Origin of the sequence: uncultured Campylobacter sp. (assembly GCF_937959485.1) — a bacterium.
Taxonomy (GTDB): domain Bacteria; phylum Campylobacterota; class Campylobacteria; order Campylobacterales; family Campylobacteraceae; genus Campylobacter_B.
On sequence record NZ_CALGPY010000004.1, the window covers coordinates 42540 to 67680 of the forward strand.

Here is a 25141-nt window from a genome sequence, read left to right on the forward strand (position 1 = left end):
CGCTTGTTTTTGTTCTAAAACGGAGCGCGGAATTTTATCAGTCGTTCGCTTTGCGCTCGTAAAATGACCCTGAAAGTTATTGGTGCGGAATTTTATTCGTCCATGATTTTATAAAATTTAGCTTTTATTTCTCGATAGATATATCCAGTGGACTATATCGCTAAGCGAAATCACGACAAGCATACTCATAAACATCGAGGTGGCTGTGAAAAACGATATCCAGCCAAATAGGCTCTCTCTGCTCGCAAAAGTAGGAAATATTCGTCCGCTGCCTACTCTGCGCGGGATGCCGTTTACGGCAAAATCGGCGTAGAAATAATTGTTTAATGCCCAGTAAGCGAAAGGTATAGCGAGCAATATCACAAATAGCTGCGTCTTGACGGTGGGAAGCTCTTTTTTGTATAAGAATGTGGCGATCGGACAATACACGCAGCTTAGCGCGAAAGCCGTTAAAATAGGTACCCACAATACCGCGACGTAAAATTCCGCAAGCTGCGTATGCGGGCTTATTTTGCCGATTGCGGCGATGTTTGGAAAAAACCGCTTCATAAATCCAACGAAGTCCGCGCATGCCGCGCTTACGTCTAAAATATTTTCGGGTAGCACGAATACGCTAAGCGCCGTGATCGCAAACAGCGCAAAAACCGCCGCGTAAAGTCGCCCGAAAAATTTAGTAAATTTCGTATCGGGATATGACGCCTCTTGCTCTTGCGCGCCTTGAGAATTCGGCAGATCGCTCATCGTTCGCTCCTTTAATAAAGTTTGCGTGCCAAAACCCGGCTTGCGCTAAATTTTAAAATTTTATGCCTTATCGTTCGGTAAAATTTCACGACGAGGACTTGCTTTGGAATTTTGCGGTCAAATTTGAAATAAAATTTATTAAATTTAACCGAGCAAAGCTTTGTTTAAAAATAAAATCTCGCCGCCTTTAACACGCAGTGATCTAGGCGGGGGTTTGGGCGGTAGACCTGCTTGCGGTTGCTAGCCGAAGCAAAGTAAAAGGGCGCTTCGCAAGTATAGCCCCTTCTGCTCCGCCCCCTCCGAGGAAGAATTTAAGCTTTATCGAAGCGACGAATAAAATTTAAACCCGCGCGTAGCGTGGCAATTTCTTGTATCGTCGGAGCGAGAAAGCTACTAAAATAAAGAAAGCCCTTTCATTTCATGCAAGCTCACAGCCAAGACCCAAAATTTAATTGCCTAACAAAAAAGGCAAGTTGGCGTCGCTGCTCGCAAAATAACCGCGGAATCCCGCTAGATAAAATTTAAAATTCCGAGTATTTCTGATAGTCGATCTGCGCGGAATTTTTGTTGATCGTATCGACCGTAGCTTCAGCGATCGCCAGCTCCTCGTTGGTAGGGATTACGAGCGTTTTGATTTTACTATCCGCCGCGCTTAAATTTCTAATCGATCCGGTATTTTTGGCGTTTTTTGTCGCATCGATTTCGATGCCGATATGAGCGAGTCTCTCGCAGACATTTTGCCTAAAATGCGGCGCGTTCTCGCCGATACCTCCGGTAAAGATCAAAGCGTCCACACGCCCGAGCACGGCATAATACGCTCCGATCATCTTAACGACGCTGTAAACTAGCATCTCAAACGCAAGTTTCGCGCGCGGCTCGCCATCCTCCATCTTTTCATATACTTTTCGCAGATCGCTTGCGCCGCAGATGCCCAAAAGTCCGCTTTTTTTGTTCATTATGACGTCCATATCCTGCGCGTTGTAGCCCGCGACGCGCTCGATGTATGGGATGATCGCAGGATCGATCGAGCCGCATCTGGTGCCCATGATGATGCCTTCAAGCGGCGTTAGCCCCATCGAGGTGTCGATACACTTGCCGTTTTCTATAGCGCTTACGCTAGAGCCGTTGCCAAGATGTAGCGTAATGGCGTTGAAGTTTTCGTATTTCTTACGTAAAAATTTCGCCCCCATCGTCGAGACGAACCAATGCGATGTGCCGTGCGCGCCGTAGCGGCGAACCTTATATTTTTCGTAGAATTCATACGGCAGCGCGTACATATACGCATACGGCGGGATGCTTTGATGAAAGATCGTATCAAAAACCGCTACGTTTGGAATTTTCGGAGCGATCTTTAGGCAGGATTTGATGCCTGCTAAATTTGCGGGATTGTGTAGCGGCGCAAGCGGCGCAAGCTCGGCGATTTTAGCCATTACATCCTCATCTATGAGCGCAGGAGCGTCGAAATAATCCGCACCCTGAACGATGCGATGCCCGATACCGCCTACTTGAGTTAGATCTTTGATTACTCCGCTTTGTTTTAAAAGATCAATCGCAATCGCAATCGCGGTTTCGTGATTTGGAATTTGCTCGTTTTCAACCTTTATGCTTCGTCCGTTGGCGCAATTGATGCTTCCGCTTGCGTGCGTCGAGCCGATCTCCTCGATGAGCCCGCTTGCGATGCAGGCGTGATTTAGCATATCGTGGAATTTAAATTTAACCGAGCTCGAACCGGAATTTATGACTAGGATATCCATTAATTCTTTCCTGCTTGAATGGCGCTGATAAGTATCGTGTTTACGATATCGGCGACCTTGCAGCCGCGGCTTAGATCGTTTACCGGCTTTTTTAAGCCCTGCAAGATCGGTCCAATCGCCACGGCGCCTGCGGTGCGCTGAACGGCCTTATAACATATATTTCCGCAGTTAAGATCGGGGAAGATAAATACGTTCGCGCGCCCTGCGACCGCCGAATTCGGCATTTTTTTCTTAGCGACTGCGGCATCGACTGCGGCATCGAATTGCAGCGGCCCGTCGATAAGAAGCTCGGGCGCCTTTTCGCGCGCTTTTTGCGTCGCCGATTTGATAAATTCCACGCACTCTCCGCTACCGCTATCGCCGCTGGAGTAGCTTAGCATCGCTACGCGCGGCTCAAGCCCGAACGCCTTTGCGGTCGCGGCGCTTGAGATCGCGATACCCGCCAGATACTCCGCGCTCGGGCTCGGCGCTACGGCGCAGTCGGCAAAAAGCAGAGCTTGCGTATCCAGGCACATTATAAACGCGCCGCTAACGCTCGCGATGCCGGGCTTTGTCTTGATGATCTGAAGCGCGGGGCGGATCGTCTCAGCAGTAGTCGTGCTTGCACCGCTTACCATCGCGTCGGCCAACCCTTCATACACGAGCATCGTGCCGAAGTAGGTGCGGTCGCGAACGAGATCGCGCGCCTGCGCCTCGCTCATACCCTTCGCCTTGCGAAGCTCATAAAGATCGTGCGCAAATTTTTCCAAGCTCGCATTCGTCTGCGGATCTAAAATTTTAACGCCCGCTAGATCAAGACCTAGCTCGCGCGCGTTTTTTTGCACTTCGTCTTGCCGCCCTAAAAGGATTAAATTTGCAGCTCCGCTTTGCTTTATAATCGCAGCCGCGCGTAGAATTCTCTCATCGTCGCTTTCGGGCAGTACGACGGTTTTAACGTTCGCGCGAGCCTTGGCGTAGAGCTTGCTTTCAAATTTCAATGGGGTTAGAATTTCACAGCGCGTGGAGTTTGCGGCGTCCGTGAAGTAGCTTTTGTCGGCAATGACTTTATCAAGCTCTATCGCGTCGCTTTGGCAAGCGGAATTTTCGTCGTGAAATTTTGCGCCCTTTTCGCAGGCAGAATTTTTACCGTAAAGCTCCGATTTTTTAGAATTTGCACCCTCTTGCGCAGATCTTAGCGCGGAAAATGAAATTTTATCCTCATATACGCTGGCGAAATTTACCGCTTTTGCTGCAGCGATTGTGCGCTCGCCGATGCGCGCGGCGATTTCGTTAGGATAAAATCCGCAAACAGAGATATTTAGATCCTTGGCGATTTGTAAATTTAGCTCGCGCATATCGGCTCCTGCGGCGCCGCGAACCAGTACGAAATTACACTGCTTTAGGATCTGTGCAAAGCGTTCTATCGCCGCCTTTCGCACGCGCTCATCCTGCCCGTCCGCGAGTGCTCTTTCAAGCTCACTCCTGCTAAAAAGGGCATTGTCGCCAGCGATGCAAAGTTGCAAAACGTTGTGAAAGCTCATGGATAAAATTTTATCTAGTTTTTTTAGCTCGGATTGGTAGGCGACAGGCTCGTCGCATAGGAGCAAAATTCCGTTCATCGGTTGATCCTTTGAAATAAGATAGGCAATTGTAGCAAAATTTTGCTTGCGTGTTAATCAAAGATTTATCGTGAGGGTTTAGAATTTGGTAACTTCCAACAAAGGAGCACACATGAAAAATTTAGTGATTTTGGCTCTTTTAGTGAGCCTTGCCGCGGCGAAAATCAACATAAACGAAGCTAGTCGCTACGAGCTGATGACGATCGGTGGGCTTGATGCGGGTAGGGCGGATATGCTTATGCAATACCGCCAAAAGCGCGAAATTTCAAGTGCAGATGAGCTAAAGGGTATCAACGGCTTTGCAAGTTACGATACCGCCAAACTGCAGAAGAGCTTTGAAATATCGCCTAGAGCTAATGTGCAGCAGCCGGTGCAGCCTGATCGCGATATAGTCGTAGTCGAAAAGACCCGCACCCGCACGGTTTACGGAGGCTCTACTTACAAACGCGTTGAAAATTACGGCAATGGCATCACGATCACAGAGACCGGTACTTTACCGCCGCCTCCTCCGCGAGGATATGGTAGGCACGGCGACATGATGCCGCCTCCTCCCCCGCCTCCTGGCGGCATGCCACCACCTCCGCACGGAGGTATAAAACCACCTCCTCCGCCACCGCCACCTCCGCGCGATGATTATTCTCGCAGGAGAAGTTCTAATAGTATGAGCGATAGCGAGATTGGCGGAAGCTCACGCCGTAACATGCCGGTGCCTATGCATATGGGAACGATCCGCTCGAAAAGATCCAGTAGCGTCACAAGCTTCGGCGACTGCGATCCGCAAAGCGGCAACTGCGCTAGCGTGGGCGTAGGCGTGCAGGTAGATAGAGGGTTTTAAAATTCATTTTACGCGGGCGGAATTTTAGAATTTTAAATCGAGATTCCGCCCGCCCTAAATTTACGGCTAAATTTTAAAATTTTGGTAGTGTAGAATTTAAAATTTACGCTGGCGTCGCTCCACGCTACGATAAAATTCCAAAAAATTTTATGAATTTAATCCAAGCCTCGCATGGTAAAATTTCAAGCTAAAATTTTACGTTAAAAATTCCGTGCCGCGTTTGGTCGAAACAAATCTGCACTTTAAAATTTTAAATCCGAAATCCAGCTGCATGATAAATTTTAAATTTGCCTTTTCTACTCTCGCTAAATTCCGAAATTTTGCCCCGTCCGCGCCGCTATTAAATTTGAAATTCTACCCGATTTAGCGCCTAAAATTCGTGAAATTTAATTTACAAAATAATATAATCACAAAATTATTCCAACGAAACAGGATGGGCGTATGAAAGAAATTAGCGGATCGCAGATGATCGTGGAGGCGTTGCGGCAGGAGGGGGTAGAGGTTGTTTTCGGCTATCCCGGCGGCGCGGCGCTGAACATATACGATGCAATTTACAGACAAAAATACTTCAGACACATTTTGGTGCGCCACGAGCAGGCCGCGGCGATGGCTGCGGACGGATATGCGCGCGCTAGCGGCAAGGTCGGCGTGGCGTTCGTCACAAGCGGTCCTGGATTTACGAACGCCCTTACGGGGCTTGCTACGGCGTATTCCGATAGCATCCCGATCGTGCTTATCAGCGGTCAGGTGGCGACCTCGCTTATCGGCACCGATGCTTTTCAAGAGATCGATGCGATCGGGATTTCGCGCCCATGCGTCAAGCACAACTATCTAGTTAAAACGATCGAAGAGCTGCCTAGAATTTTAAAAGAAGCTTTCTATGTCGCTCGCAGCGGCAGACCGGGACCCGTACATGTCGATGTGCCAAAAGACGTGACGGCGAAGCTAGGCGTTTTTGAATATCCTAGCGAAATCAAGATGCAGACTTACAAGCCGAATTATAAGGGCAACGCTAAGCAGATCAAAAAAGCCGTCGAGCTAATCGCAAGCTGCAAAAAGCCTATCCTCTACATCGGCGGCGGTGTCATCAGCGCCGCCGCAAGCGAGCTGGTTCGCGAGCTTAGCGAGTTTACGCAGATCCCTGTCGTTGAAACCCTTATGGCGCTGGGAGCTATGCGAAGCGATGATAAAAACCGCCTCGGCATGGTCGGTATGCACGGTAGCTACGCCGCAAATATGGCGCTTAGCGAGTCGGATCTGATAATCTGCTTGGGCGCGAGATTTGACGATCGCGTCACTGGCAAGCTTAGCGAATTTGGCAAAAACGCAAAGATCATCCACATCGATATCGATCCTAGCTCGATCTCAAAGATCATAAACGCGGATTATCCGATCGTGGGCGACGTGAAATCGGTGCTAGAAGAGATGCTGCCGCGCATTAAAAGCGAGGTTAGCCCTGCAAATTTCGAGCAGTGGCGCGAGCTCATCCGCAAATACGATGAAATTCACCCGCTTAAATTTAACGACAGCGATGAAATTTTAAAGCCGCAGTGGGTTATACAAAGCACCGCAAAAATCGCGGGCGAGGACGCTATCATCGCTACGGACGTGGGGCAGCATCAGATGTGGGTTGCGCAGTTTTATCCGTTTTGCAAGCCACGCACTCTGCTAAGTAGCGGCGGGCAGGGCACGATGGGATACGGTCTTCCTGCGGCATTGGGCGCGAAGGCTTATGCGGGAGATAGACCGGTTATAAATTTTAGCGGCGACGGCTCTATTTTGATGAATATCCAAGAGCTGATGACGGCGAGCGCGAGCGGCCTAAACGTCGTAAATATCGTATTAAACAACAATTTCTTAGGCATGGTGCGGCAGTGGCAGAGCCTGTTTTACGGGCAGCGTTTCTCATCGACCGATCTTAGCTCTCAGCCCGATTTCGTAAAAATTGCGGGGGGCTTTGGCGGCGTGGGCTTTAGCGTTAGCACCAAAGCGGAATTTGAAGATGCGCTGAAGCAGGCTCTTGCTAGCAAAAAGGTAAGCGTCATCGAGGCCAAGATCGATCGCTTCGAAAACGTCTGGCCGATGGTGCCCGCAGGCGGCGCGCTTTATAATATGATTTTTGAGCAGGAGTCGTAGGATGAATAGCATAAGAAGAGTAATATCGGTCGTCGTTACCGATGAGCACGGCGTTTTGTCGCGGATCTCGGGACTTTTTGCGGGGCGCGGCTATAATATCGATAGCCTCACCGTTGCACCGATCCCAAATACCGGTCTATCGCGCCTTAGCATCGTCACTTCGGGCGACGAGCGCGTCATAGAGCAGATCACTAAGCAGCTTCATAAACTGATCCCCGTCTACAAGGTCATCGAGGATGCAAAATTCGTCGAAAAGGAGATGGTTTTGGTAAAGATCGCGCTGGGCGAAAATTTAGCGGGGCTTGACGCCGTTTTAAAAGCCTACAACGGCAGCATCGCAAACAGCGACGACAGCAAGATCGTCATCATGGCGTGCGACGACGCAGACCGCATCGACGGCTTTTTAAAGACGATAAAAAAATACAATCCGATCGACATCGTCCGCGGCGGTAGCGTCGCGCTGGATATGTAAGCGGCGATAAAATTTAATCAAAGGAGCGTAAATGAAATTATCCAAAATTGCCGAAATTTTAAACATTGAGCTTGGCGGAGCGGATGCGGAGATTACCGCGATAAATTCGCTTCAAAACGCGAACGAAAGCGAGCTGAGCTACTGCGATAGCGACAAAAACGAGAAATTTTTATCCGCCACCAAAGCAGCCGCCGTGCTGGTAAAGTGCGGCACTGCGGTTCCAAGCGGCGTGCGAGCGCTGGAGTGCGAAAATCCGCATCTAGCCTTTGCGATCTTAAGTGCGCATTTTGCTAAGCCGCTCATTCGTAGCGGCGCGCCCGCAAAGATCGCCGCCAGCGCACAGATCGGGCAGAACGTGCATATCGGCGTAAATTCTACGATCGGCGAGGATTGCGTCATCTTAAGCGGCGCGTATATCGGCGATGACGTGCATATCGGAAGCGGCTGCGTGATCCACGCAAACGCCGTCATCTACAATGACACGATCATCGGCGAGCGCTGCATAATCCACGCAAACGCCGTCATCGGAAGCGACGGTTTCGGCTACGCACACACCAAAACGGGCGAGCACGTTAAAATTTATCACAACGGCAACGTCGTGCTGCAAGACGAGGTCGAGATCGGCGCGTGCACGACGATCGATCGCGCGGTATTCGGCTCGACGATCGTTAAGCGAGGCAGCAAGATCGACAATCTCGTTCAGATCGGGCACAACTGCGAGCTCGGACAAAACTGTCTCATCGTCTCTCAAGTTGGGCTTGCGGGCTCGACGACGCTCGGACGCAACGTCGTGATGGGCGGACAGAGCGGCAGCGGCGGGCACGTAAACGTGGGTGATTTCACTCAGATCGCGGCGCGCGGCGGCATAAGCAAAGATCTGGCGGGCGGCAAAAACTACGCAGGACAGCCTATAATGGAGCTTAGCGAGTGGTTCAAGCTGCAGGCTAAGATCGTTAGATTTTTTAAAGATAAAAAGCACTAGCCGTTTTGCCTTGGCTGACTTGCTTTAGTCGGTTCGGTTGATCGGCTTGATTTGATAGTTTTGATCGTTCGCTCTGATAGACTCCTCTAGCCAGCTCGATTTGATTGGTTCGCGTCGTTTCAGTGAAGTTTGAAATCGCCAGGCAGTTGGCGATTGTGGAGTGGTTTGCCTTGCCGTTTGTGCTTTGGTGTATTTTGTAATCGCTGCGGCGGTAAATTTTTGCCCTTTTATCGGCGAAATTCTGCCCGCGCCATTTTTCATCGTGTGCTTGCTTTGTGGGCGCGGTAGAATTTAATCTACTCGTTTTGAAATACGTTTGCTCGCAGTCATTGCGGCCAAGCTTTACGAGCGCTTTAAATCAGCGCAAATTTAATGAAAGGAAAAACAATGATAGAGATGTTTTTATGCTCCTATTTTGCGGGTGCGGCGACGCTTTTTGAGGACTATGCGAGGCAAAATATCCGCGCTAAAGAGGTACTTTTCATCCCGACCGCCGCAAACGTAGAGGAGTACCGAGACTACGTGGACGAGGCGAAAGAGGCGTTTGCCGAAATGGACTTTGAGGTTCAAATTTTAGACGTTTCCAAAGCGAGCGAAGCCGAAGCCAAGGCAAAGATCAGCGCGGCGCAGGTGCTTTACGTAAGCGGCGGCAACACCTTTTATCTTTTGCGCGAGCTAAAAAAGAAAGATCTTACTGGCCTCATCGCAGATCGCGTCCGAAGCGGCGAGCTCGTGTACGTGGGCGAGTCGGCTGGCGCTATGATCGCAGCTCCCAGCGTGGAGTACGCAGCCATGATGGATGATGCGAGTGGTAGTGAATTAGTATCAGCGCAAACCGGGCTAGATCTTGTTAAATTCTATCCAGTAGTGCACTACGGCGAGGAGCCTTTCGTGCAAAGCACGGCTAAAATTTTAAAAGCTTACGGCGGCAAGCTAAATTTGGCGCCGATAAATAACGCCGAAGCGATCGCGGTGCACGGCGATAAATTTGAAATTTTAGGGCGCCAAACTGCGACGCAGAAGTAAAATTTACGCTTGCATTCGCGCATAAGGCTGTGAGGTGAAATTTAAATTTAAGTGCGGTAAACTGCTAACGGATAAATTTAATCAAAAGGATCAAAATGAAAATATTACTGATTAACGGCGGAGCGCCGTTTAACGGCAATGGCGGCAAGCTAAGCAAGACGCTGCACGAGTTAGCCAAAAAGACGCTGCAGGCCCTAGGACACGAAACGCGCGAAACTACGATACATGAGGGCTACGATATAGAGGGCGAGGTAGAAAAATTTCTATGGATGGATGCCGTGATCTGGCAGATGCCCGCGTGGTGGATGGGTGAGCCTTGGCTAGTCAAAAAGTACGTAGACGAGGTGTTTATGGGCGGCATAGGCAAGATAGTGGCAAACGATGGGCGGCACAGCGCGAGCCCAAACGACGGCTACGGCACGGGTGGACTGATAAAGGGCAAATCACACATGCTAAGCGTCACTTGGAATGCGCCGCTTCAGGCGTTTGAGAAGCCGGGCGATTTTTTTGAAGGCGCGGGCGTAGACGGCGTTTATCTGCATTTTCATAAGGCAAATGAGTTTTTAGGCACGAAAAGGCTACCTACTTTTATGTGCAACGACGTCGTTAAAAATCCTGATGTAGAGCGTTTTATGAGAGATTACGAAGCGCATCTAAAAAGGGTTTTCGGCTAAATTTAAGCAGACTTTAGCGCAAATTTATAAGCTAGACAGTAGAAATTTTACCCTGCCCTTTGTGCCATTAAATTTGATCTAAATTTAAACTCATGCCACGCCGGAGCGTAGAATTTCGCTGTGAATTTTAGGCGGTACGCCAAACATCCTTGCGTATTCGCGGCTAAACTGCGATGCGCTCTCATATCCTACGTCAAATGCTACCTGCGCAACGCCGATATTTTTATTTACGAGCAGGTTTTTAGCCTCTTCTAGGCGGATCTTTTTTTGAAAAGCTATGGGGCTTAGCGAGGTTACGATTTTGAAGTTATGATATAACGAAGACTCGCTCATATCGCATTCGCGCGCGACATCTTTCATATTTAGCTTTTGCGAAAACTCATTTTTTATCTTTGTTACGGCTTTTGAAATTTTATTTGAAACACTGCCTTGCATCGCAAATTTACTTAAAAAATAGCCGCTTTTGTCGTTTGTTGCGAGCATGTAAAGTATCTCTTTTTTAGCAAGGTCTGAGAGGAATTTGACCTTCTCTTTTGGCTTTTCTAGCAGCCAAACAAACCTCAAAGCAGGCTCTAATATCTCATCCGTTAGCTCGCCAAAGAATATACCTTTTTCGCTTTTTTGTAGGCTCTGCTCTTTTACGTCCACGCCTTTTAGCACTTCATAGACCTCATCAAGGCTAAATTTAATGCGAAGCGAGATGTATGGTTTCTCTTTTGAGGCGTCCTTTAGGCTTACATTTAATGGCACATGAGTAGAAGCCAGCGCATAGGTTCGCTCGTCATATCCGTACATCTCATCGCCAAAGCCGATCGCCTTTGCCCCTTGTAATATTATGCACAATGACGGCTCATAAACCGCGCTGATAAAATCATGCGTTTTGTCGCTGATATAAAAGTCAAGCGAGTCGATATCACTTTGCGTAGATCCCACTATGCCGTATCTGTCTAATAAAAACTCTTTTGTCTGCTCTTTTAGTAAATTTATATCAGCCATTTTGCGCCTCCAAACTAAATTTTGCAAAATTATACAACTTTTTAGAAATTTTGCAGAATTAGGCATGAAATTTACAGAATCGTTCTAGCGTAAAATTTAAAATACAGATATAATGCTCTCCATAAAACAAAGCGGTTCGCTGAGGATTTTAGATCACAGCGTACGATATCAAAGGAGAAATCATGAAGCAAATTTCATTAGGAGAGCTTAAAATCCCGGCAGTCGCACTTGGCACTTGGTCGTGGGGTTTTGGCGGTATCGCCGGAGGCGACAGCGTGTTTGGCAACCGCCTAAGCGAGGCGGAGCTTAAGCCAGTTTTTGATTACGCGATGAGCAAGGGACTCACTCTTTGGGACACGGCCACGGTTTACGGAAGCGGCGCCAGCGAAAAAATTTTAGGCGAGTTCGTAAAAGAGCGCAAAGATGCGATAATATCGACCAAATTTACGCCGATTTTAGCGCAAGGTAGGGGCGACGAAGCGATGGAGGAGTTTTTAGAGGGTAGCCTAAAAACGCTGCACAAGAACGCAATCGACATTTACTGGATCCACAATACCGACGACGTGCCGCGCTGGAGCGCGCAGCTCGTACCATTGCTAAAATCGGGCAAAGTGCGAAAAGTAGGCGTTTCAAATCACAACTTGGAACAGATAAAATTCGTAAACGAGCTATTAAAAAAGGTAGGGTTCAAGCTAGACGCAATCCAAAATCATTACAGCCTGCTTTACACGAATATCGAGGATGGCGGGATTTTGAAGTATTGCAAAGACGAGGACATAGCGGTGTTTGCCTACATGGTGCTGGAGCAAGGCGCGCTGGGCGGTAAATACACGAAGGATAACCCGATGCCTGCAGACACTCGCCGCGGAGAGGCCTTTCCGCCGCAAACGCTTGCGAGATTAGAGCCGCTTTTTGAGGTGCAACGAAGCCTCGCTAAAAAATACGGCACGACGCCAGCGCTAATAGCCACGGCATGGGCGATCGCAAAGGGCGCGGTGCCGATCATCGGCGTTACTAAAAAAGAGCAAGTGGACGACGCCGAGCGCGCTAGCGAGATAAGCTTGAGCACGGACGAGGTAGCGCAACTGGAAGCCGCCGCCAAGCAAACAGGCGTAACGGTCAAGGGCGAGTGGGAAGGCTCGATGTAATGGATCGAGGTGAAATTTAACGAACTTGATGAGATAATAAATGAGGAAAATGATGATTAAAAAAGCTATTTTGCCGTGCTTGACTGCTTTAAATTTACTGGCTGCGGAGCCTAAAATAGGGTTGTTTGCGCTTGAAACGACGCCTGAGCATTTAAATGAGCTCACGGCTCTAGGTATGGACAATCTTTCAAACTCGCAAAAGCTTGAAAGCGGCACCTTGGCGATGTTTTTTACGAGCGCAGAGGGCGAGCCCGAAAAGATCTACGTGCTTGAAATTTACGCAGACGAGGCGGCCTATGAGCGGCACGCGAGCTCGGAGCATTTCAAGCGATTTTTAAACGGTAGCGCGAATCTGCTCGCAAGTAAGCATAAATTTGACGTAGAGACCAAATTTTTAGGACAGAAGAAGCTTAGCGAGGCTGCGCTAAATAGCGCCCATATGCGCCTAGCTAAGATTACGGTTAGACCTGAAGACAACGCCAAATTTGAAGGAATTTTGATGAAGGAGATGAAAGCAAGTCTCGCCAAAGAAAGCGGCGTGCTGGCGCTTTTTACCTTCACGCTAAAAGATGCGCCGAACCAGTGGATATTTTTTGAAATTTACGCTGGCCAGGCCGCGTATGAGGCGCACAGGCAGACGCCGCATTTTAAGGAGTTTGTGCAGGCGCGCGACGATATGGTTGCTATGTTTGAGGGTTTTGCGCTAAAAAACAATTACTCTTTTAGCAAGATGAAGCCCCGCAAATAAAAACTAAATTTAGACGGTTTTGTGAGAGCGTCGCCGAATGTGTTGGCGTAAAAACCGTCTCAAACTAGACTTTAAAAAAGGAGAAAAAATGATAGATATTAGGTATTTTAGGTTTGTTTTCGCGTTTATTATGGCGCTTTTTATGTCGCTTATCATCTCAGGCGTACTTACATACGTAAATTTGGGGTTTGCCGATGGTTTTTTTGGCATTTGGATGGCCGGTTACGCAAAAGCTTTCGCTGTGGCGTATCCTAGCATACTTGTAATCTCGCCGCTAACTACGAAGCTTACTAAAGCTATTTGCGTAGATAAGTCGCAAAAGTAAATTTACTGATTTAGGTAACGTAAAATTTAACATACAAATATAATGCGCCACAACAAAACGGTATGCGGGACAAGGAAAATCCAAAGCTCGCCAAAATATCAAAAATTTAAAGGAGAAGAGATGAATCTTAAGAAATTTGCGGCGACGCTTGTAGCGTCAAGTTTTATTTTAGGAGGTAATGCAATGGCTAACACAAACGTGGTAAAATCACCGTTAGAAGCGGTATAGATGGTAAGCGAGTGGGATAAAATTTTCGCCAAAAGCGATAAGGTAGACCACAAGAAAGTCAAATTTAAAAATCGCTACGGCCTGGAGATCGTCGGCGATCTTTATACGCCTAAAAATTTGCATGGTAAAGCTGCTGCGATCGCAGTTAGCGGACCTTTTGGCGCGGTTAAAGAGCAATCAAGCGGCCTTTACGCCCAAACTTTAGCCGAGCGCGGCTTTATCACGCTTGCCTTTGATCCAAGCTACACCGGAGAGAGCGGCGGCGAGCCAAGAAATTTAGCAAGCCCAGAGATAAACACGAGGATTTTAGCGCGGCGGTGGATTTTTTAGGCACCCAGAGCAATATAGATAGAGATAAAATCGGCATTTTAGGCGTATGCGGCTGGGGCGGCTTTGCTCTAAACGCAGCTCTTGCCGATCCTCGCATAAAGGCGGTTGCAATCAGCACGATGTATGATATGACGCGAGTGATGGCAAAAGGCTACAACGATAGCGTAGGCGCCGATGAGAGATATGAAACTAAAAAGAAGCTAGCCGAGCAACGCTGGGTCGATGCTAAAAATGGCAAACCGGCATATACGGGTGCGATAAACGTTGATCCAAAAAAGATAGACGCAAGCACGCCGCAGTTTATCGCTGAGTATGCTGACTATTACCGCACGCCGCGCGGATATCACAAACGCTCTGTAAACTCAAACAGCGGAGAGAGCGGCTGGATCGTCACAAACCCTATCTCGTTTATAAATATGCCGATCCTTGCCTACGCTAGCGAGATGAGAACTCCGACTCTTATCGTAGCCGGCGAGAAAGCGCACTCAAGATACTTTAGCGAGGACGCTTTTAAATCTCTTGGCAATAAAAATAAAGAGCTAGTTATCGTCCCGGGCGCCGTGCACACAGACCTATATGACAATAAAAACAACAAGATCCCATACGATAAATTTGAGGAATTTTTCAAAGCAAATTTGAAATAAACCGCTGCCCCTGCACCTTGCGAGGGTAAATTTGAGAGATAAAGGAGACAAGAATGAGAAAAATTTTAGCCGTCTTTATGCTTTTTGCGGGGTTAAATTTAGCAGCAGGAGAGAAAATGCAAAATTTAAAGATAGTCCTAAAGGGCTCTAACGGCGAAGCGACGGCTATCCTAGATGATACGGCAGCAGCAAGAAGTTTTGCCGCACAGCTGCCGCTAACGCTAAATTTAGAGGACTACGGCGGACGCGAAAAGGTAGCTAAGCTGCCAAAACGGCTTGACATAAGCGGATCTCCAGTCGGTAGCGACGGCAAAAAAGGCGAGATCTCATACTTCGCTCCGTGGAATAACTTTGTCATCTACTACGGCTATCAGCCCTACTATGAAGGCATCGTACGCTTGGGCGTGATCGAGGGCGACGTGAGCTCGGTCGCAAAAGATGCAGAGATCAGGATAGAGCCAGCAAAATAAATCCGCCGTAGCCGTAAAATCAGCTCGCAAATTTCAAAATATGGCGGCAAAATTTAACCCAAATTTAGGGCTAAATTCCATACGCTTACTAATTTTTCTCGGCTAATTTTTTCTCGATAAGTTTTAAAATTTCATCCGCGCTTACGCTCTCGCGTTTTAAGTCTGTACGGGTGATAAACTCGACGCTTCCTTCCGCTAGGGCCTTGCCCACGAGCACTGCGTACGGAAAGCCCATCAGCTCGAAGTCATTCATCTTCACGCCGAAGCGCTCTGCGCGATCGTCGAGTAGCACGCGAACTCCGCGCGCGCGGCACTGCTCGTACAGTTTCTCGGCAAATTCTACCGCAGCCGCGTCTTTGTGGTTTGAAATGATGATCTCAAGCTCGAAAGGCGCCAGCTCGCGCGGCCATATGCAGCCTCGCTCGTCGTGGCTGCTTTCGATCGCCACGGCGATTAGGCGGCTTGCGCCGATGCCGTAGCAGCCCATGTAAAACGCACGAGCCTTGCCGTTTGCGTCCAAAAATCGCGCTCCCATCGGCTCTGAATATCGCGTGCCGAGCTGAAAGATATGACCCACCTCGATGCCTTTTGTAATGCTAAGCTCGCCGCCACAGCACGGACATGCGTCGCCTGCGCCCACGGCGGCTAGATCCGCAAAGCGCGATTCGTTAAAATTTATCACGCTAGCACCCACGTAGTGGTAATCCGGCTCGTTCGCGCCCGCGATCATCTCGCGCGCTCCTTTTAGCTCGGTATCGATGTAAAATTTCGCTCCTTCGCCGAGCCCGAAAGGTCCGCAAAAGCCCGCCGTAAAGCCAGCTCGCGCGATTTCATCTTCGCTAGCATCCGCAAGCTCAAGTGCGCCGCAGGCGTTTTGCGCCTTGGTCTCTTGCAGCTCGTCGCAGCCGCGGATAAAAAACGCTACGATCTCGCTGCGATCCTCGTATAGCGCTTTTTTGATCACCGCCTTGATGGTGTAGAATTTATCCACTTTGAAAAATTCCGCCACCGCATCGATCGTTTTCATCGCGGGGGTTTTAAATTTCATCATACCGTCGGTCTCGGGCGCGGCGGCGTTCGTAGTTTTTGGCGCACGGCGCGCAGCCTCGATGTTTGCGGCATACTCGCAGCGCTTGCACACGACGATATCGTCCTCGCCGTTATCCGCTAGCACCATAAACTCCTTGCTGCCGCTGCCGCCGATCGCGCCGCTGTCCGCATCGACCGCGCGAAAATTTAACCCCAGTCGCGTAAAAATCCGCGAGTACGCCTGCCTCATTACCTCAAACTCGCGCTTCATATCCGCAGCGTCTGCGTGGAAGCTATAAGCGTCCTTCATCGTAAACTCGCGTCCGCGCAGAAGCCCAAATCGAGGGCGCGCCTCGTCGCGGAATTTCGTATTGATCTGATAGATATTTAGCGGCAGCTGCTTGTAGCTCGTGATCTTATCCGCTACCATCAAAACCGCCGCCTCCTCGTTGGTTGGGCTTAGCACGAAGTCGTTATCCTTGCGATCTTTGAAGCGCAGCAGCTCCTTGCCGTATTTGGCGTAGCGACCGCTTTTTTTCCATGCATCCGCAGACGTCACGACGCTAAAAGAGACCTCCTGCGCGCCCGCGGCATCCATCTCCTGCCTGATGACGGCGCAGATCCGCTCCAGCACTATCCTTCCTAGCGGCAAAAAATTATAAAGCCCGCTGCCCAGCTGCTCGATAAATCCCGCGCGGATCAAAAGCGCGTGGCTAGGTAGTACCGCGTCTCTAGGGGCCTCTTTGAGGCTCGGAGCGAAAAGCTTGCTAAATTTCATTCTGTTTGTCCTTTTTCTCGTTTTCTTGATTTAAAAATTTTTCGTAGCTTTCTTGCAGTTCAAAAATTTCGACCAGCGCGTTTACTGTGCCGTCAGCATCGTCCGCTTCGCCAAGGTTTTTCAAATTTACCGTCGGAGCGTGCAGAAACGCTTTAAAAACCTGATGGATCAGTTTGCGCGCCTCCTCCGCATCGCTGTGCTTTAGATAGCCCTTTTTAAGCGCTTTGGCTAGCTCTAGCTCGGCTACTTGCTTCGCGCTTTGACGCAAAGCCTTGATGATCGGCGTGGATGCAGCCGCCTTGAGCCATTTGAAAAACTCATTCGTGCATTTTGCCACGATCGAGTAAGCGATCTGCGCCTGCTCCTCACGAAGCAGCAAATTTTTCTTTACGATCTCCTCCAGATCATCGACGCTGTAAACCTCGACGTCCTCGCTCTGACTAAGCTCCACGTCGCGCGGTACGGCTATATCGAAAAAATATCGCTTAAAGCTTTTGGGCTCTAACAAGCTATCGGTAATGATCGGCTCTTGCGAGCCCGTAGCGCTGAAAAATAGGCTATTTACGTTTAGATATTTTTTCAGATTATCCAGCGCGTCGGTCTTGATGCGAGCCGCGTAGCCATTTGCGCCGTCGCTTAGATTCGCGCCGCCCGCGTCATCGTAGCTCGCACGGCAGCCTGCCGTAGAAATTTTATCCGTAGCCGCGCAGCTGCCCGCGTCGCCGTTTGAGCCAGCTTCCGCGCAGTTTAAATCTGCGCCGGCGTCTAAATTTACGCCGCAGTTCGCGCTTGCGTTATTTAGATTAACATCCGCGCGATTTAGATCCGCACTATTTTCCGAATTTGCGCCGGACTCCGCGCTGATCAAAGAATCCGCCAGCCTTCGCGCGCCGGCTAAATTTCGATTTAAGATCGTGATATTCGCGCCGCTTGCGAGCAGGTGTTTGCACGCTAGCTCGCTCATCTCTCCCGCGCCCACTACCACGGCGTCCGCGCCCTGCAAGGAGCCCAGTTTTTCCTTTGCCATCGCCACGGCGACGCTTGAGACCGAGATCGGATTTTTTGAAATTTCGGTTTGGTTGCGGATGCGCGCCGCGCACTTTAGCGCTTCATCTATCGCTCTTGCGATCTGCGCGCCGGCGCGAGCGTTTTGCATCGCGAATTTATAGGCGTCTTTGAGCTGGCCTACAATCTGCGTTTCGCCCACTACGAGGCTATCAAGAGAGGCTGCGACGGCGAAAAGGTGGTGTATAGCGCCGTAATCTTCGTAAATATCGGCACGCTCGGCTAGCTCGTCGTAGCTCACGCCGCTAATGCGCGAAAGTGCCAAAAGCACGAACTTTTGCGCTTCATCAAAGTCGCTTACGACGGTAAAAATTTCTACTCTGTTGCAGGTGCTAAGCACCAAACACTCCTCTATCGCGGAGTTTGAAGCCAAAAGGCGCAAAATTTCTTTCTTGCGCACATCGTTTGAAAACGAAAGTTTCTCGCGAACCGTGATATCCGTGTTTTTGTGGGTGAAGCTCACGCTCATATACGCCATCAAAACTCCCTATCTATCATATCTCGCACGATTTGCTCCAGCTTGTCGTTTTTAAATTCCGCCACGGCTTCGAGCGCCTTTTGCCCGTAGGCACGAGCTTCGTTTATACAGCGCTCGATAATGCCGTGCTCGCTAAGCTTCGTCTTGATCCATGAAATTTCGCTCTGGCGCAGCTGCTTTTTAAAAAATGATTTTAGCTTTTGCCGCTGCGCATCATCTAAATTTTCGTATAAATAGATGTAGGGCAGAGTGGTTTTACCCTCCGCGAAATCGCTCAAGCTCGGCTTACCTAGCGCTTCTGAGCTTTGCGTGACGTCTAAGATGTCGTCGATGATCTGAAAGGCAAGCCCAAGGTTTTTGCCGTATTCGCCGAATTTTACACTCGCGCTTAAAATTTTATCATGATCTTTCGCAGCGTTCGGATTCCTATCCTCGTTTTTTGCGCAGCTTATATCTGAAATTTCGCCACGATTTTCTGCGCCGCCGAATTTTAAAAACGCCCCGCAGCGCGCGACTTCTTCGATCAAAGCGGAGGTTTTTAGATAGATCATCTGCAGGTATTTGCTCGCATCGTCGTTAAAATCATTGCTTAAGCTCACGTCCATCAGCTCGCCCACGGCTAGTTTCGTGACAGCGCCTGAAAGCGCGGCGGCGATGCGGCTTTCAAATTTAGAAAGCTCGAAGTATGCCTTGGAATAGAGTATGTCGCCCAACATCACGGCGTTTTTGGAGCCGTAGGTGGCGTTTATCGAGGGCTTGCCGCGGCGCACCGAGCTTTCGTCGATGACGTCGTCGTGCAGCAGGCTTGCGGCTTGAATGAGCTCGATGATCGCGCACAGACGCAGCGATTTTTCATCCTTTTGCGCGATGTTTAGCAGTAGCTTGGAGCGCAGTTTTTTGCCGGGGCTTAGCCTATCAAACATCTCGCTAGCGGGCTCATATCCGCAATCTGCGATGAAACTTTTCATAATTAAATCAATTTGATCTAGCATTTTACTCGTCGTTACTTAGGATATTTCCGCTTATTTGCAAAAATTTGTCGTTTAGCTCGTCTTGTAGATCCTGCTGCGCGATGAAGCTTTCGATCTCGCGCTCGCTAATGCCGCGCGCTTCGCAGAGCCGCTCACAGGCGATTAGGCGGATTAGAGCTTCTTCGATTTCGTTTTGCACCAAAGTAGGGCTTGCAGCGGATAAAATTTCAAAAAATTTCTCTCTTGGGCTGCCTTCAAAAATATCCATTTACCTTCCTTAAAATTTCGCGATTATAGCAAATGTAAAATTTAATTTAGGTTAGGGCGCGGCAAACTATCGGGGCTTTTAAACAGGAGCGATTAAGCAGATTTTGCACTTGCGTGCGGTAAATTTTAAGCTTAAGCGCGGGATTTTGGGCTTTGAATCTATAAATTTTAAAATTTTACTTGTTTGCGAGATAGGCAGAGCGAGCGGAATTTAAAAATTTAATCTTGGTCGCGTGGCGTATTAAACGCGAAGCTTTGCAGATAGGCGGAATTTTACATTTATAGATAAGCGGCTTGATTTTTTTGCGGAAATTTTAAAATTTTGTGGCGCGAGTGAAATTTTAGGTTTCGCTTGATCGGATAGAATTCCGCTTTATTTGAGCGGTAAAATTCTTGAATTTCGCGTAGGCGGAGAGGATTTTCGCTTTGCTTGTGCGGTAAAATCTTGATTTCTGAGCGGCGGGTAAATTCTATTCTCACAAAATTTACTCGCGTGCATAACACAGATCAGGCTTTTTAAAATTTTAAAAAGCCGCCGCTTTGCGAGAATTTGAAATTTCATGGACGCGGTAGAATGCTAAAATCGCGTTTGGCATTAAATTTTTAAACTATAATTTTGAGGCAAATTTTAAATTAATCTGCGAGAGTATCTCTAAATTTAGAATTCCGCCACCTTTTACAAATAGGAATTTCATTTTTCACGCAGATAAAATCGCGCACTACAAAAGCTACTTTTAAAATTTTAAATTCCACTCGCGCAGATGAAATCCCGGTTTCTCGTGCTAGTGGAATTTTTCGCGCAAGGATCATTTTTAAATTTTAATTTCGCTTGCGTTGCACGCGAAGATGGAATTCGCTCCGTTTTAAGAGCCTAAGCGTGATTTTACCCTGCTACAATACTACTTTAATTAGCTATGCCTCAAAAGCCAGGCTACTTTAAATTCCGCCGATGATTTCGCGCGCTTGCGTGATGCTTAGAGCATTGCGGCTTAGTTTGCTAGGCTCGCCAAACCCCCAGCATACCTGCAAATACTCAAGTTTTGCGCCTCTTAGATCTGCCAAATTTGTTTGAAAGCATCGTGCTGCCGCAGCTTGTGAGTCTTCCGTCGCTTCTGCTTTTGCGGAAATTTTAGCGCCTTTAAAGCTTAGTGTTGCCGCCCCGTCAGCATCTGTGTCGTTAGGGCGGAATTTTTCATCTGCGTTAAGATTTTCGCCGCAAGAGCTTAAGCTTCCGCTGCTAGCGCTAAAATTCTTTCTATTAGTGCCACGGCTAGCATTTAAGCTCTCGCCGTCATTGCCGCCTTGAAATTCTAAATTTTGTAAAAATTCCGCGCCGCGGAGTGCGGCTAGCTCATCCTTTTTGCTATCGCCCAAAAAAATCGCGTTTTTGTGCGGCGAGCGCGAGATTACGTGTAGCAGCATCGCAGGATTGGGCTTTGATGGCATCTGCTCGTCCGCGCCTACGACCAGATCAAATAGCCCGCGCACGCCCGTTTTTTCTAAGATCGCGCTTATGGTGTAGGAAGGCGCATTGGAGGCGACTGCGAGGAAAAATCCTGCTTTTTTGCACGAGTGCAAAAGATCCTCGATACCCTCGTAAAGCACGGCGAAATCGCGGTAATTGCTTACGAATTCTTTTTCAAAAAACGCAAGCTCTTCGGCGCTCGCTTCGGTTTTGCCATAAAATTCCAAAAAGGCGTTTTTGCTTGGATCGTTGATGGTGTGGACGATGAAATTCTTTTGTAGCGGCGCTAGTCCGTAGAGCTCGCGGCGAGTGTTATTGACGCTGATTTCGATCGCGCGCGAGGAGTCGAGCAGCGTGCCATCCATATCAAAAATCACGGTTTTCATCTAATAATCCTTTAAAAAATCGATTTTGTGCTTGTCTTTTTTGTAACTCTTATTATTTTTGAGCTTTTGCAAAGCGTTTGCTTCATGCTGTAGCGCCGATCTAAACGCAGCATCGCTGATCTGTCCTGCCTCGCTAGCATCAAGGACGTTTTTAGCAAAGCTCTCAAGCGCCTTGGTGTAGGGACTATCGAGATTTGTAGCGGCCGCTTTAGATAAAATTTCATAGTTTTTAGCTATTCGCTTCGCAAAAAGCTCTGCGTCGAAATCCTCGCGCTTTAGCAGCGCTACGGCGGATTTTACGAAGCGTTCTAGTGCGCGGATATATTTAACGCGCTCATCTTTTTCTTTGATTTGCATGATCTTTCCTTAATTAAAGCGCGCATTATAGCAAAATTCGAAATTTTGGCAAAATTACGCATATTGTAAAACTATATTTTAATAACATTTTTTCTATAAATCCTGTATTATAGGCATTTTAAAATCATATAAAAATACTTGACTTTATTTTAAAATTTAGCTATTATTCGTCAAATTTTTTACAAAGGACGAAAATGCAAAAAGAAACCCTCGCAACTCATTTTGGTTACGACTCCGTCGCCGGCTACGGCACGATGGCAGTTCCCATTTATCAAAGCACCGCGTTTAACTTCGGTTCTAGCAAAAAGGCCGCCGATCGCTTCGCACTTCGCGATCTAGGGCCGATTTATGGGCGTTTGACAAATCCTACTACTGATGTTTTTGAGGCGCGACTTGCGGCGCTGGAAAACGGCAAAGCCGCAATCGCGGTCTCTAGTGGGCAGGCGGCGATATTTTTTGCGGTGGCAAATTTAGCCGCGGCGGGCGAAAATATCATCATCGCGGAGAAAATTTACGGCGGCGCGACTACGCTTTTGGCGCATACGATCAAGCGTTTCGGCATCGAGGCTAGGATTTTTGACTCCGAAACGGCAGATAATTTGGAAGGTTTAATCGACGATAAGACTAGAGCGATCTTTTTTGAGACACTTTCAAATCCTCAAATTTCGGTTGCAAATACCGCTAAAATCGCTACAATCGCAAATAAGCACGGCGTAGTAACGATTGCGGATAATACGATCCCAAGCCCTGCGCTTTACAATCCGCTTGATGACGGCGCCGATGTCGTAATCCACAGCGCTAGCAAATATATAAGTGGGCAGGGGCTTAGTATCGCTGGTGCGATCGTTGCGGGCAAAGGATTAAATTCCAAACTCAAAGGCAATCCGCGTTACGCACATTTCAACGAACCTGATGAGAGCTACCACGGCTTAGTTTATGCAGATTTAGTAGATAATTTCGACATTTATACGCTTAGGATTCGCTTGTCCCTGCTTCGCGATATTGGCGCGACGCTATCGCCGTTTAACGCGTTTCAGCTCATCCAGGGGCTTGAAACACTGCCGCTTCGCATGCAAAAACACTCGCAAAACGCGCTAAAGATCGCAGAATTTTTACAAAATCATCCGAAGGTAAAGCAGGTCAATTATCCGGGGCTTGCAAGCTCGCCGTTTAATGCCGCGATCAAAGCAAAATTTAAAAACGGCTACGCAAGCAGTCTGATGAGTTTCATCGTAGATAGCGAAGAAACAGCGCTAAAGGCGGTTAGTAAGGTTAAAATTTTCTCCGTCGTAGCAAATATCGGCGATACGAAGTCGATCATCACTCATCCTGCGAGCACGACGCATTCGCAGCTAAACGAGGAGCAGCTAAACCGCGCTGGCGTACCTGCGAGTTTAATCCGCCTAAGCGTGGGTATAGAGGACGCGAATGATTTGATTTCCGATCTTAGTGAGGCACTGAAATAATGGCACTTTTAAGCACAAAGGGCGTTTATGGGCTGGCTGCGATTTTGCAGATCGCCAAAGCTAGCGAAGTAGCGCCGATAAGTATAAAAGAGATCGCCGAGCGTACGGGAGTTTCTAAGAATTATTTGGAGCAAATTCTAAATACCCTTAGAAACGAAAAGCTAGTGTGTAGCATCAAAGGTAAAAACGGCGGTTACCACCTAGCCAGAGATGCTAGCGAGATTTCTTTCGGTGAAATTTTTACCGCTCTTGAAAAGGATCTGCGGATGACTAGCATTCAGATGAGTGATCCCGGACTGCGGGCGTTTTTTGAAAAATTTGACGTCAAGCTGGCAAAGATATTTAACGAGCCTCTAAGCAGCTACGAAGAGATGATGGCGCGAAGCGTTCAGTATTTAAATTTCAGCATTTAAAGGAAAAATATGAAAATAGCAAACGATGTTACGGAGCTCATCGGCAATACTCCGTTAGTCAGAATCAATACGTTTGGCAAAAATGCCCTCATCCTAGCCAAGGCGGAATTTTTAAACCCAAGCCACTCGGTCAAGGATCGCATCGCATGGCAGATCGTAAAAGACGCGCTAAGCTCAGGTAAGATCGATAAAAATAGCGTTTTGATAGAGCCTACCAGCGGAAACACGGGTGTGGGGCTTGCGATGATCGCAGCAAAGCTCGGTATGAAGCTAATTTTAACGATGCCAAGCTCGATGAGTATCGAGCGCCAAAAGCTCATCGCCGCGTTCGGCGCCAAAATCGAGCTAACCGATCCAAAATTCGGAATGAAAGGCGCGGTAGATAGGGCAAATGAGCTGGCTGCGAGCACTCCAAATAGCTTCATCCCGAGCCAGTTTGATAACCCGAGCAATCCAAAAGCGCATTTTCAAAGCACTGGACCTGAAATTTGGGAGCAAAGCGGCGATAAGGTAGATATTTTAGTCGCGGGATTTGGCACCGGTGGCACGCTCAGCGGCACGGCGAAATTTTTAAAATCTAAAAATCCAAACCTAAAAGCCTACGGCGTGGAGCCTGCTAGTTCGCCGCTTCTTACGTGCGGCAGTGCGGGCGGGCATAAAATTCAGGGCATCGGCGCAAATTTTATCCCAGCTAATCTCGACAGAAGCGTCATCGACGGCTTTTTGAGCGTTGAGAACGACGATGCGTTCGCCGCAGCTAGACAGCTGGCACAAAAAGAGGGCCTGCTCGTGGGCATCTCAAGTGGTGCGAACGTTTATGCTGCCGCTCAGATCGCCGCCAAGCCCGAGAACAAGGGCAAAGTGATCGTTACGATCCTCTGCGATACCGGCGAGAGGTACCTTTCTACCGAGCTTTTCAAATAGTCGGCGGTTTTTTTGCTAGAGGGGCGGTTAGCGCGGTAATTTTTACGCATTTTTCGCGAGCACAGAGCTTGGCGCGATTAAATTTTATGCGGACGCTAGAATTAGCGCGATGAATTTGCGCGATCGCGCGGGTTATTGCGACGATTAGAGATTATATTTTGCATTTTTCGCGCTATGCCGGCGCGAGAATTAATACGATAGTTTCTGCGCGGGCGAGGCGATAGTCGCGATGGTTGCGCGATGACTTTACGCAAGTATTGCGATTTTTTGCTTTGTCGATTTTACGTTTATTGATTTGTTGATTTATCAGCTCGCCGCCCGTCGCGAGATAAAATTTAGCTCCAAAATAGGGCTAAATTTTAAAATTTCATCTTGCGCGTCGAGCTGATTTCGGGCGCGCTATGTATGACGGCGCGACCGCGCAATACGCAGGGC

Annotated in this window: 24 protein-coding genes and 1 pseudogene; 14 read left to right on the forward strand and 11 right to left on the reverse strand. The window is 48.4% G+C overall.

The annotated features are described in order from the left end of the window. Positions 1 to 117 precede the first annotated feature (117 nt). From Q0380_RS00905 to pta, 3 genes are all read right to left on the reverse strand, one after another. Positions 118 to 741 carry a hypothetical protein gene (locus Q0380_RS00905; protein ID WP_298959001.1) on the reverse strand — a complete coding sequence of 208 codons (624 nt, stop codon included), beginning with the start codon at positions 739 to 741 and terminating at the stop codon, positions 118 to 120. Positions 742 to 1262: 521 nt separating this feature from the next. After that, a complete protein-coding gene (locus Q0380_RS00910; protein ID WP_298959004.1) occupies positions 1263 to 2495 on the reverse strand; it encodes an acetate kinase in 1233 nt (410 codons plus the stop codon). Next, positions 2495 to 4093, reverse strand: coding sequence for a phosphate acetyltransferase (gene pta / locus Q0380_RS00915; RefSeq protein WP_298959005.1), 1599 nt, complete (start codon positions 4091 to 4093; stop codon positions 2495 to 2497). Before pta ends, Q0380_RS00910 begins: the two co-directional genes overlap by 1 nt. Before the next feature lie 112 nt (positions 4094 to 4205). Between pta and Q0380_RS00920 the strand changes: the two genes are divergently transcribed. The 4 genes from Q0380_RS00920 (at position 4206) to lpxD (ending at position 8518) form a co-directional block, all read left to right on the forward strand. Continuing rightward, positions 4206 to 4928: a helix-hairpin-helix domain-containing protein gene (locus Q0380_RS00920; RefSeq protein WP_298959008.1), complete on the forward strand. Its 723-nt coding sequence runs from the start codon at positions 4206 to 4208 to the stop codon at positions 4926 to 4928. A gap of 441 nt (positions 4929 to 5369) precedes the next feature. After that, entirely contained in the window at positions 5370 to 7064 is a 1695-nt protein-coding gene (locus Q0380_RS00925) for an acetolactate synthase large subunit (RefSeq protein WP_298959011.1), read from the forward strand. Position 7065: 1 nt separating this feature from the next. Beyond that, positions 7066 to 7536: an acetolactate synthase small subunit gene (gene ilvN / locus Q0380_RS00930; protein WP_005870631.1), complete on the forward strand. Its 471-nt coding sequence runs from the start codon at positions 7066 to 7068 to the stop codon at positions 7534 to 7536. Positions 7537 to 7567: 31 nt separating this feature from the next. Further along, entirely contained in the window at positions 7568 to 8518 is a 951-nt protein-coding gene (gene lpxD, locus Q0380_RS00935; protein ID WP_298959015.1) for a UDP-3-O-(3-hydroxymyristoyl)glucosamine N-acyltransferase, read from the forward strand. Between the two features lie 24 nt (positions 8519 to 8542). On the opposite strand, the gene Q0380_RS00940 is transcribed toward lpxD, so the two are convergent. Next, the gene (locus tag Q0380_RS00940; RefSeq protein ID WP_298959019.1) at positions 8543 to 8779 is read right to left on the reverse strand and encodes a hypothetical protein; all 237 of its coding nucleotides are present in this window, start codon (positions 8777 to 8779) and stop codon (positions 8543 to 8545) included. Between the two features lie 126 nt (positions 8780 to 8905). Here Q0380_RS00940 and Q0380_RS00945 point away from each other — a divergent pair, with 126 nt between their 5' ends. After that, complete coding sequence (locus Q0380_RS00945) at positions 8906 to 9544, forward strand: Type 1 glutamine amidotransferase-like domain-containing protein (protein ID WP_298959022.1); 639 nt, start codon at positions 8906 to 8908, stop codon at positions 9542 to 9544. 95 nt (positions 9545 to 9639) lie between these two features. Beyond that, positions 9640 to 10218, forward strand: a complete 579-nt coding sequence (locus Q0380_RS00950; protein WP_298959025.1) for an NAD(P)H-dependent oxidoreductase — start codon at positions 9640 to 9642, stop codon at positions 10216 to 10218. Positions 10219 to 10308: 90 nt separating this feature from the next. Here the strand turns inward: Q0380_RS00950 and Q0380_RS00955 are convergent, their stop codons facing one another. Beyond that, positions 10309 to 11214, reverse strand: coding sequence for an AraC family transcriptional regulator (locus tag Q0380_RS00955; RefSeq protein WP_298959028.1), 906 nt, complete (start codon positions 11212 to 11214; stop codon positions 10309 to 10311). 182 nt (positions 11215 to 11396) lie between these two features. Here Q0380_RS00955 and Q0380_RS00960 point away from each other — a divergent pair, with 182 nt between their 5' ends. The 5 genes and pseudogenes from Q0380_RS00960 to Q0380_RS00980 all read left to right on the forward strand — a co-directional run bounded on the left by Q0380_RS00960 (position 11397) and on the right by Q0380_RS00980 (position 15107). Next, on the forward strand, positions 11397 to 12362 hold the full coding sequence (locus tag Q0380_RS00960) for an aldo/keto reductase (RefSeq protein ID WP_298959031.1): 966 nt from the start codon (positions 11397 to 11399) through the stop codon (positions 12360 to 12362). Between the two features lie 52 nt (positions 12363 to 12414). Further along, complete coding sequence (locus Q0380_RS00965; protein WP_298959034.1) at positions 12415 to 13110, forward strand: antibiotic biosynthesis monooxygenase; 696 nt, start codon at positions 12415 to 12417, stop codon at positions 13108 to 13110. A gap of 88 nt (positions 13111 to 13198) precedes the next feature. Next, the gene (locus Q0380_RS00970; protein WP_298959037.1) at positions 13199 to 13435 is read left to right on the forward strand and encodes a DUF2798 domain-containing protein; all 237 of its coding nucleotides are present in this window, start codon (positions 13199 to 13201) and stop codon (positions 13433 to 13435) included. Positions 13436 to 13669: 234 nt separating this feature from the next. Continuing rightward, positions 13670 to 14637, forward strand: a pseudogene (locus Q0380_RS00975) (alpha/beta hydrolase); the annotation flags it as partial. 53 nt (positions 14638 to 14690) lie between these two features. Continuing rightward, complete coding sequence (locus Q0380_RS00980; protein ID WP_298959040.1) at positions 14691 to 15107, forward strand: cyclophilin-like fold protein; 417 nt, start codon at positions 14691 to 14693, stop codon at positions 15105 to 15107. A gap of 88 nt (positions 15108 to 15195) precedes the next feature. Here Q0380_RS00980 and Q0380_RS00985 read toward each other — a convergent pair whose 3' ends face one another. The 6 genes from Q0380_RS00985 to Q0380_RS01010 form a co-directional block, all read right to left on the reverse strand. Continuing rightward, positions 15196 to 16914: a proline--tRNA ligase gene (locus Q0380_RS00985; protein WP_298959044.1), complete on the reverse strand. Its 1719-nt coding sequence runs from the start codon at positions 16912 to 16914 to the stop codon at positions 15196 to 15198. After that, positions 16904 to 18457 (reverse strand): glutamyl-tRNA reductase, encoded by a 1554-nt coding sequence (hemA, locus tag Q0380_RS00990; protein ID WP_298959047.1) that lies wholly within the window; start codon positions 18455 to 18457, stop codon positions 16904 to 16906. The genes Q0380_RS00985 and hemA overlap by 11 nt, the downstream gene beginning before the upstream one ends. Then, on the reverse strand, positions 18457 to 19449 hold the full coding sequence (locus Q0380_RS00995) for a polyprenyl synthetase family protein (RefSeq protein ID WP_298959051.1): 993 nt from the start codon (positions 19447 to 19449) through the stop codon (positions 18457 to 18459). The genes hemA and Q0380_RS00995 overlap by 1 nt, the downstream gene beginning before the upstream one ends. Position 19450: 1 nt before the next feature. Beyond that, positions 19451 to 19696, reverse strand: coding sequence for a DUF2018 family protein (locus Q0380_RS01000; RefSeq protein WP_291936998.1), 246 nt, complete (start codon positions 19694 to 19696; stop codon positions 19451 to 19453). A 935-nt stretch (positions 19697 to 20631) separates the two neighbouring features. Continuing rightward, entirely contained in the window at positions 20632 to 21546 is a 915-nt protein-coding gene (locus tag Q0380_RS01005; protein ID WP_298959055.1) for an HAD family hydrolase, read from the reverse strand. Then, a complete protein-coding gene (locus Q0380_RS01010; RefSeq protein WP_177387463.1) occupies positions 21547 to 21906 on the reverse strand; it encodes a hypothetical protein in 360 nt (119 codons plus the stop codon). It abuts the gene before it with no gap. Between the two features lie 191 nt (positions 21907 to 22097). Between Q0380_RS01010 and Q0380_RS01015 the strand changes: the two genes are divergently transcribed. From Q0380_RS01015 to cysK, 3 genes are read left to right on the forward strand one after another with little or no spacing between them, the layout of a single operon-like run. Further along, a complete protein-coding gene (locus Q0380_RS01015; protein WP_298959058.1) occupies positions 22098 to 23369 on the forward strand; it encodes an aminotransferase class I/II-fold pyridoxal phosphate-dependent enzyme in 1272 nt (423 codons plus the stop codon). Further along, complete coding sequence (locus Q0380_RS01020; RefSeq protein ID WP_298786519.1) at positions 23369 to 23782, forward strand: Rrf2 family transcriptional regulator; 414 nt, start codon at positions 23369 to 23371, stop codon at positions 23780 to 23782. The genes Q0380_RS01015 and Q0380_RS01020 overlap by 1 nt, the downstream gene beginning before the upstream one ends. A 9-nt stretch (positions 23783 to 23791) precedes the next feature. Further along, entirely contained in the window at positions 23792 to 24706 is a 915-nt protein-coding gene (cysK, locus tag Q0380_RS01025) for a cysteine synthase A (protein ID WP_298959062.1), read from the forward strand. Positions 24707 to 25141: the final 435 nt, after the last annotated feature.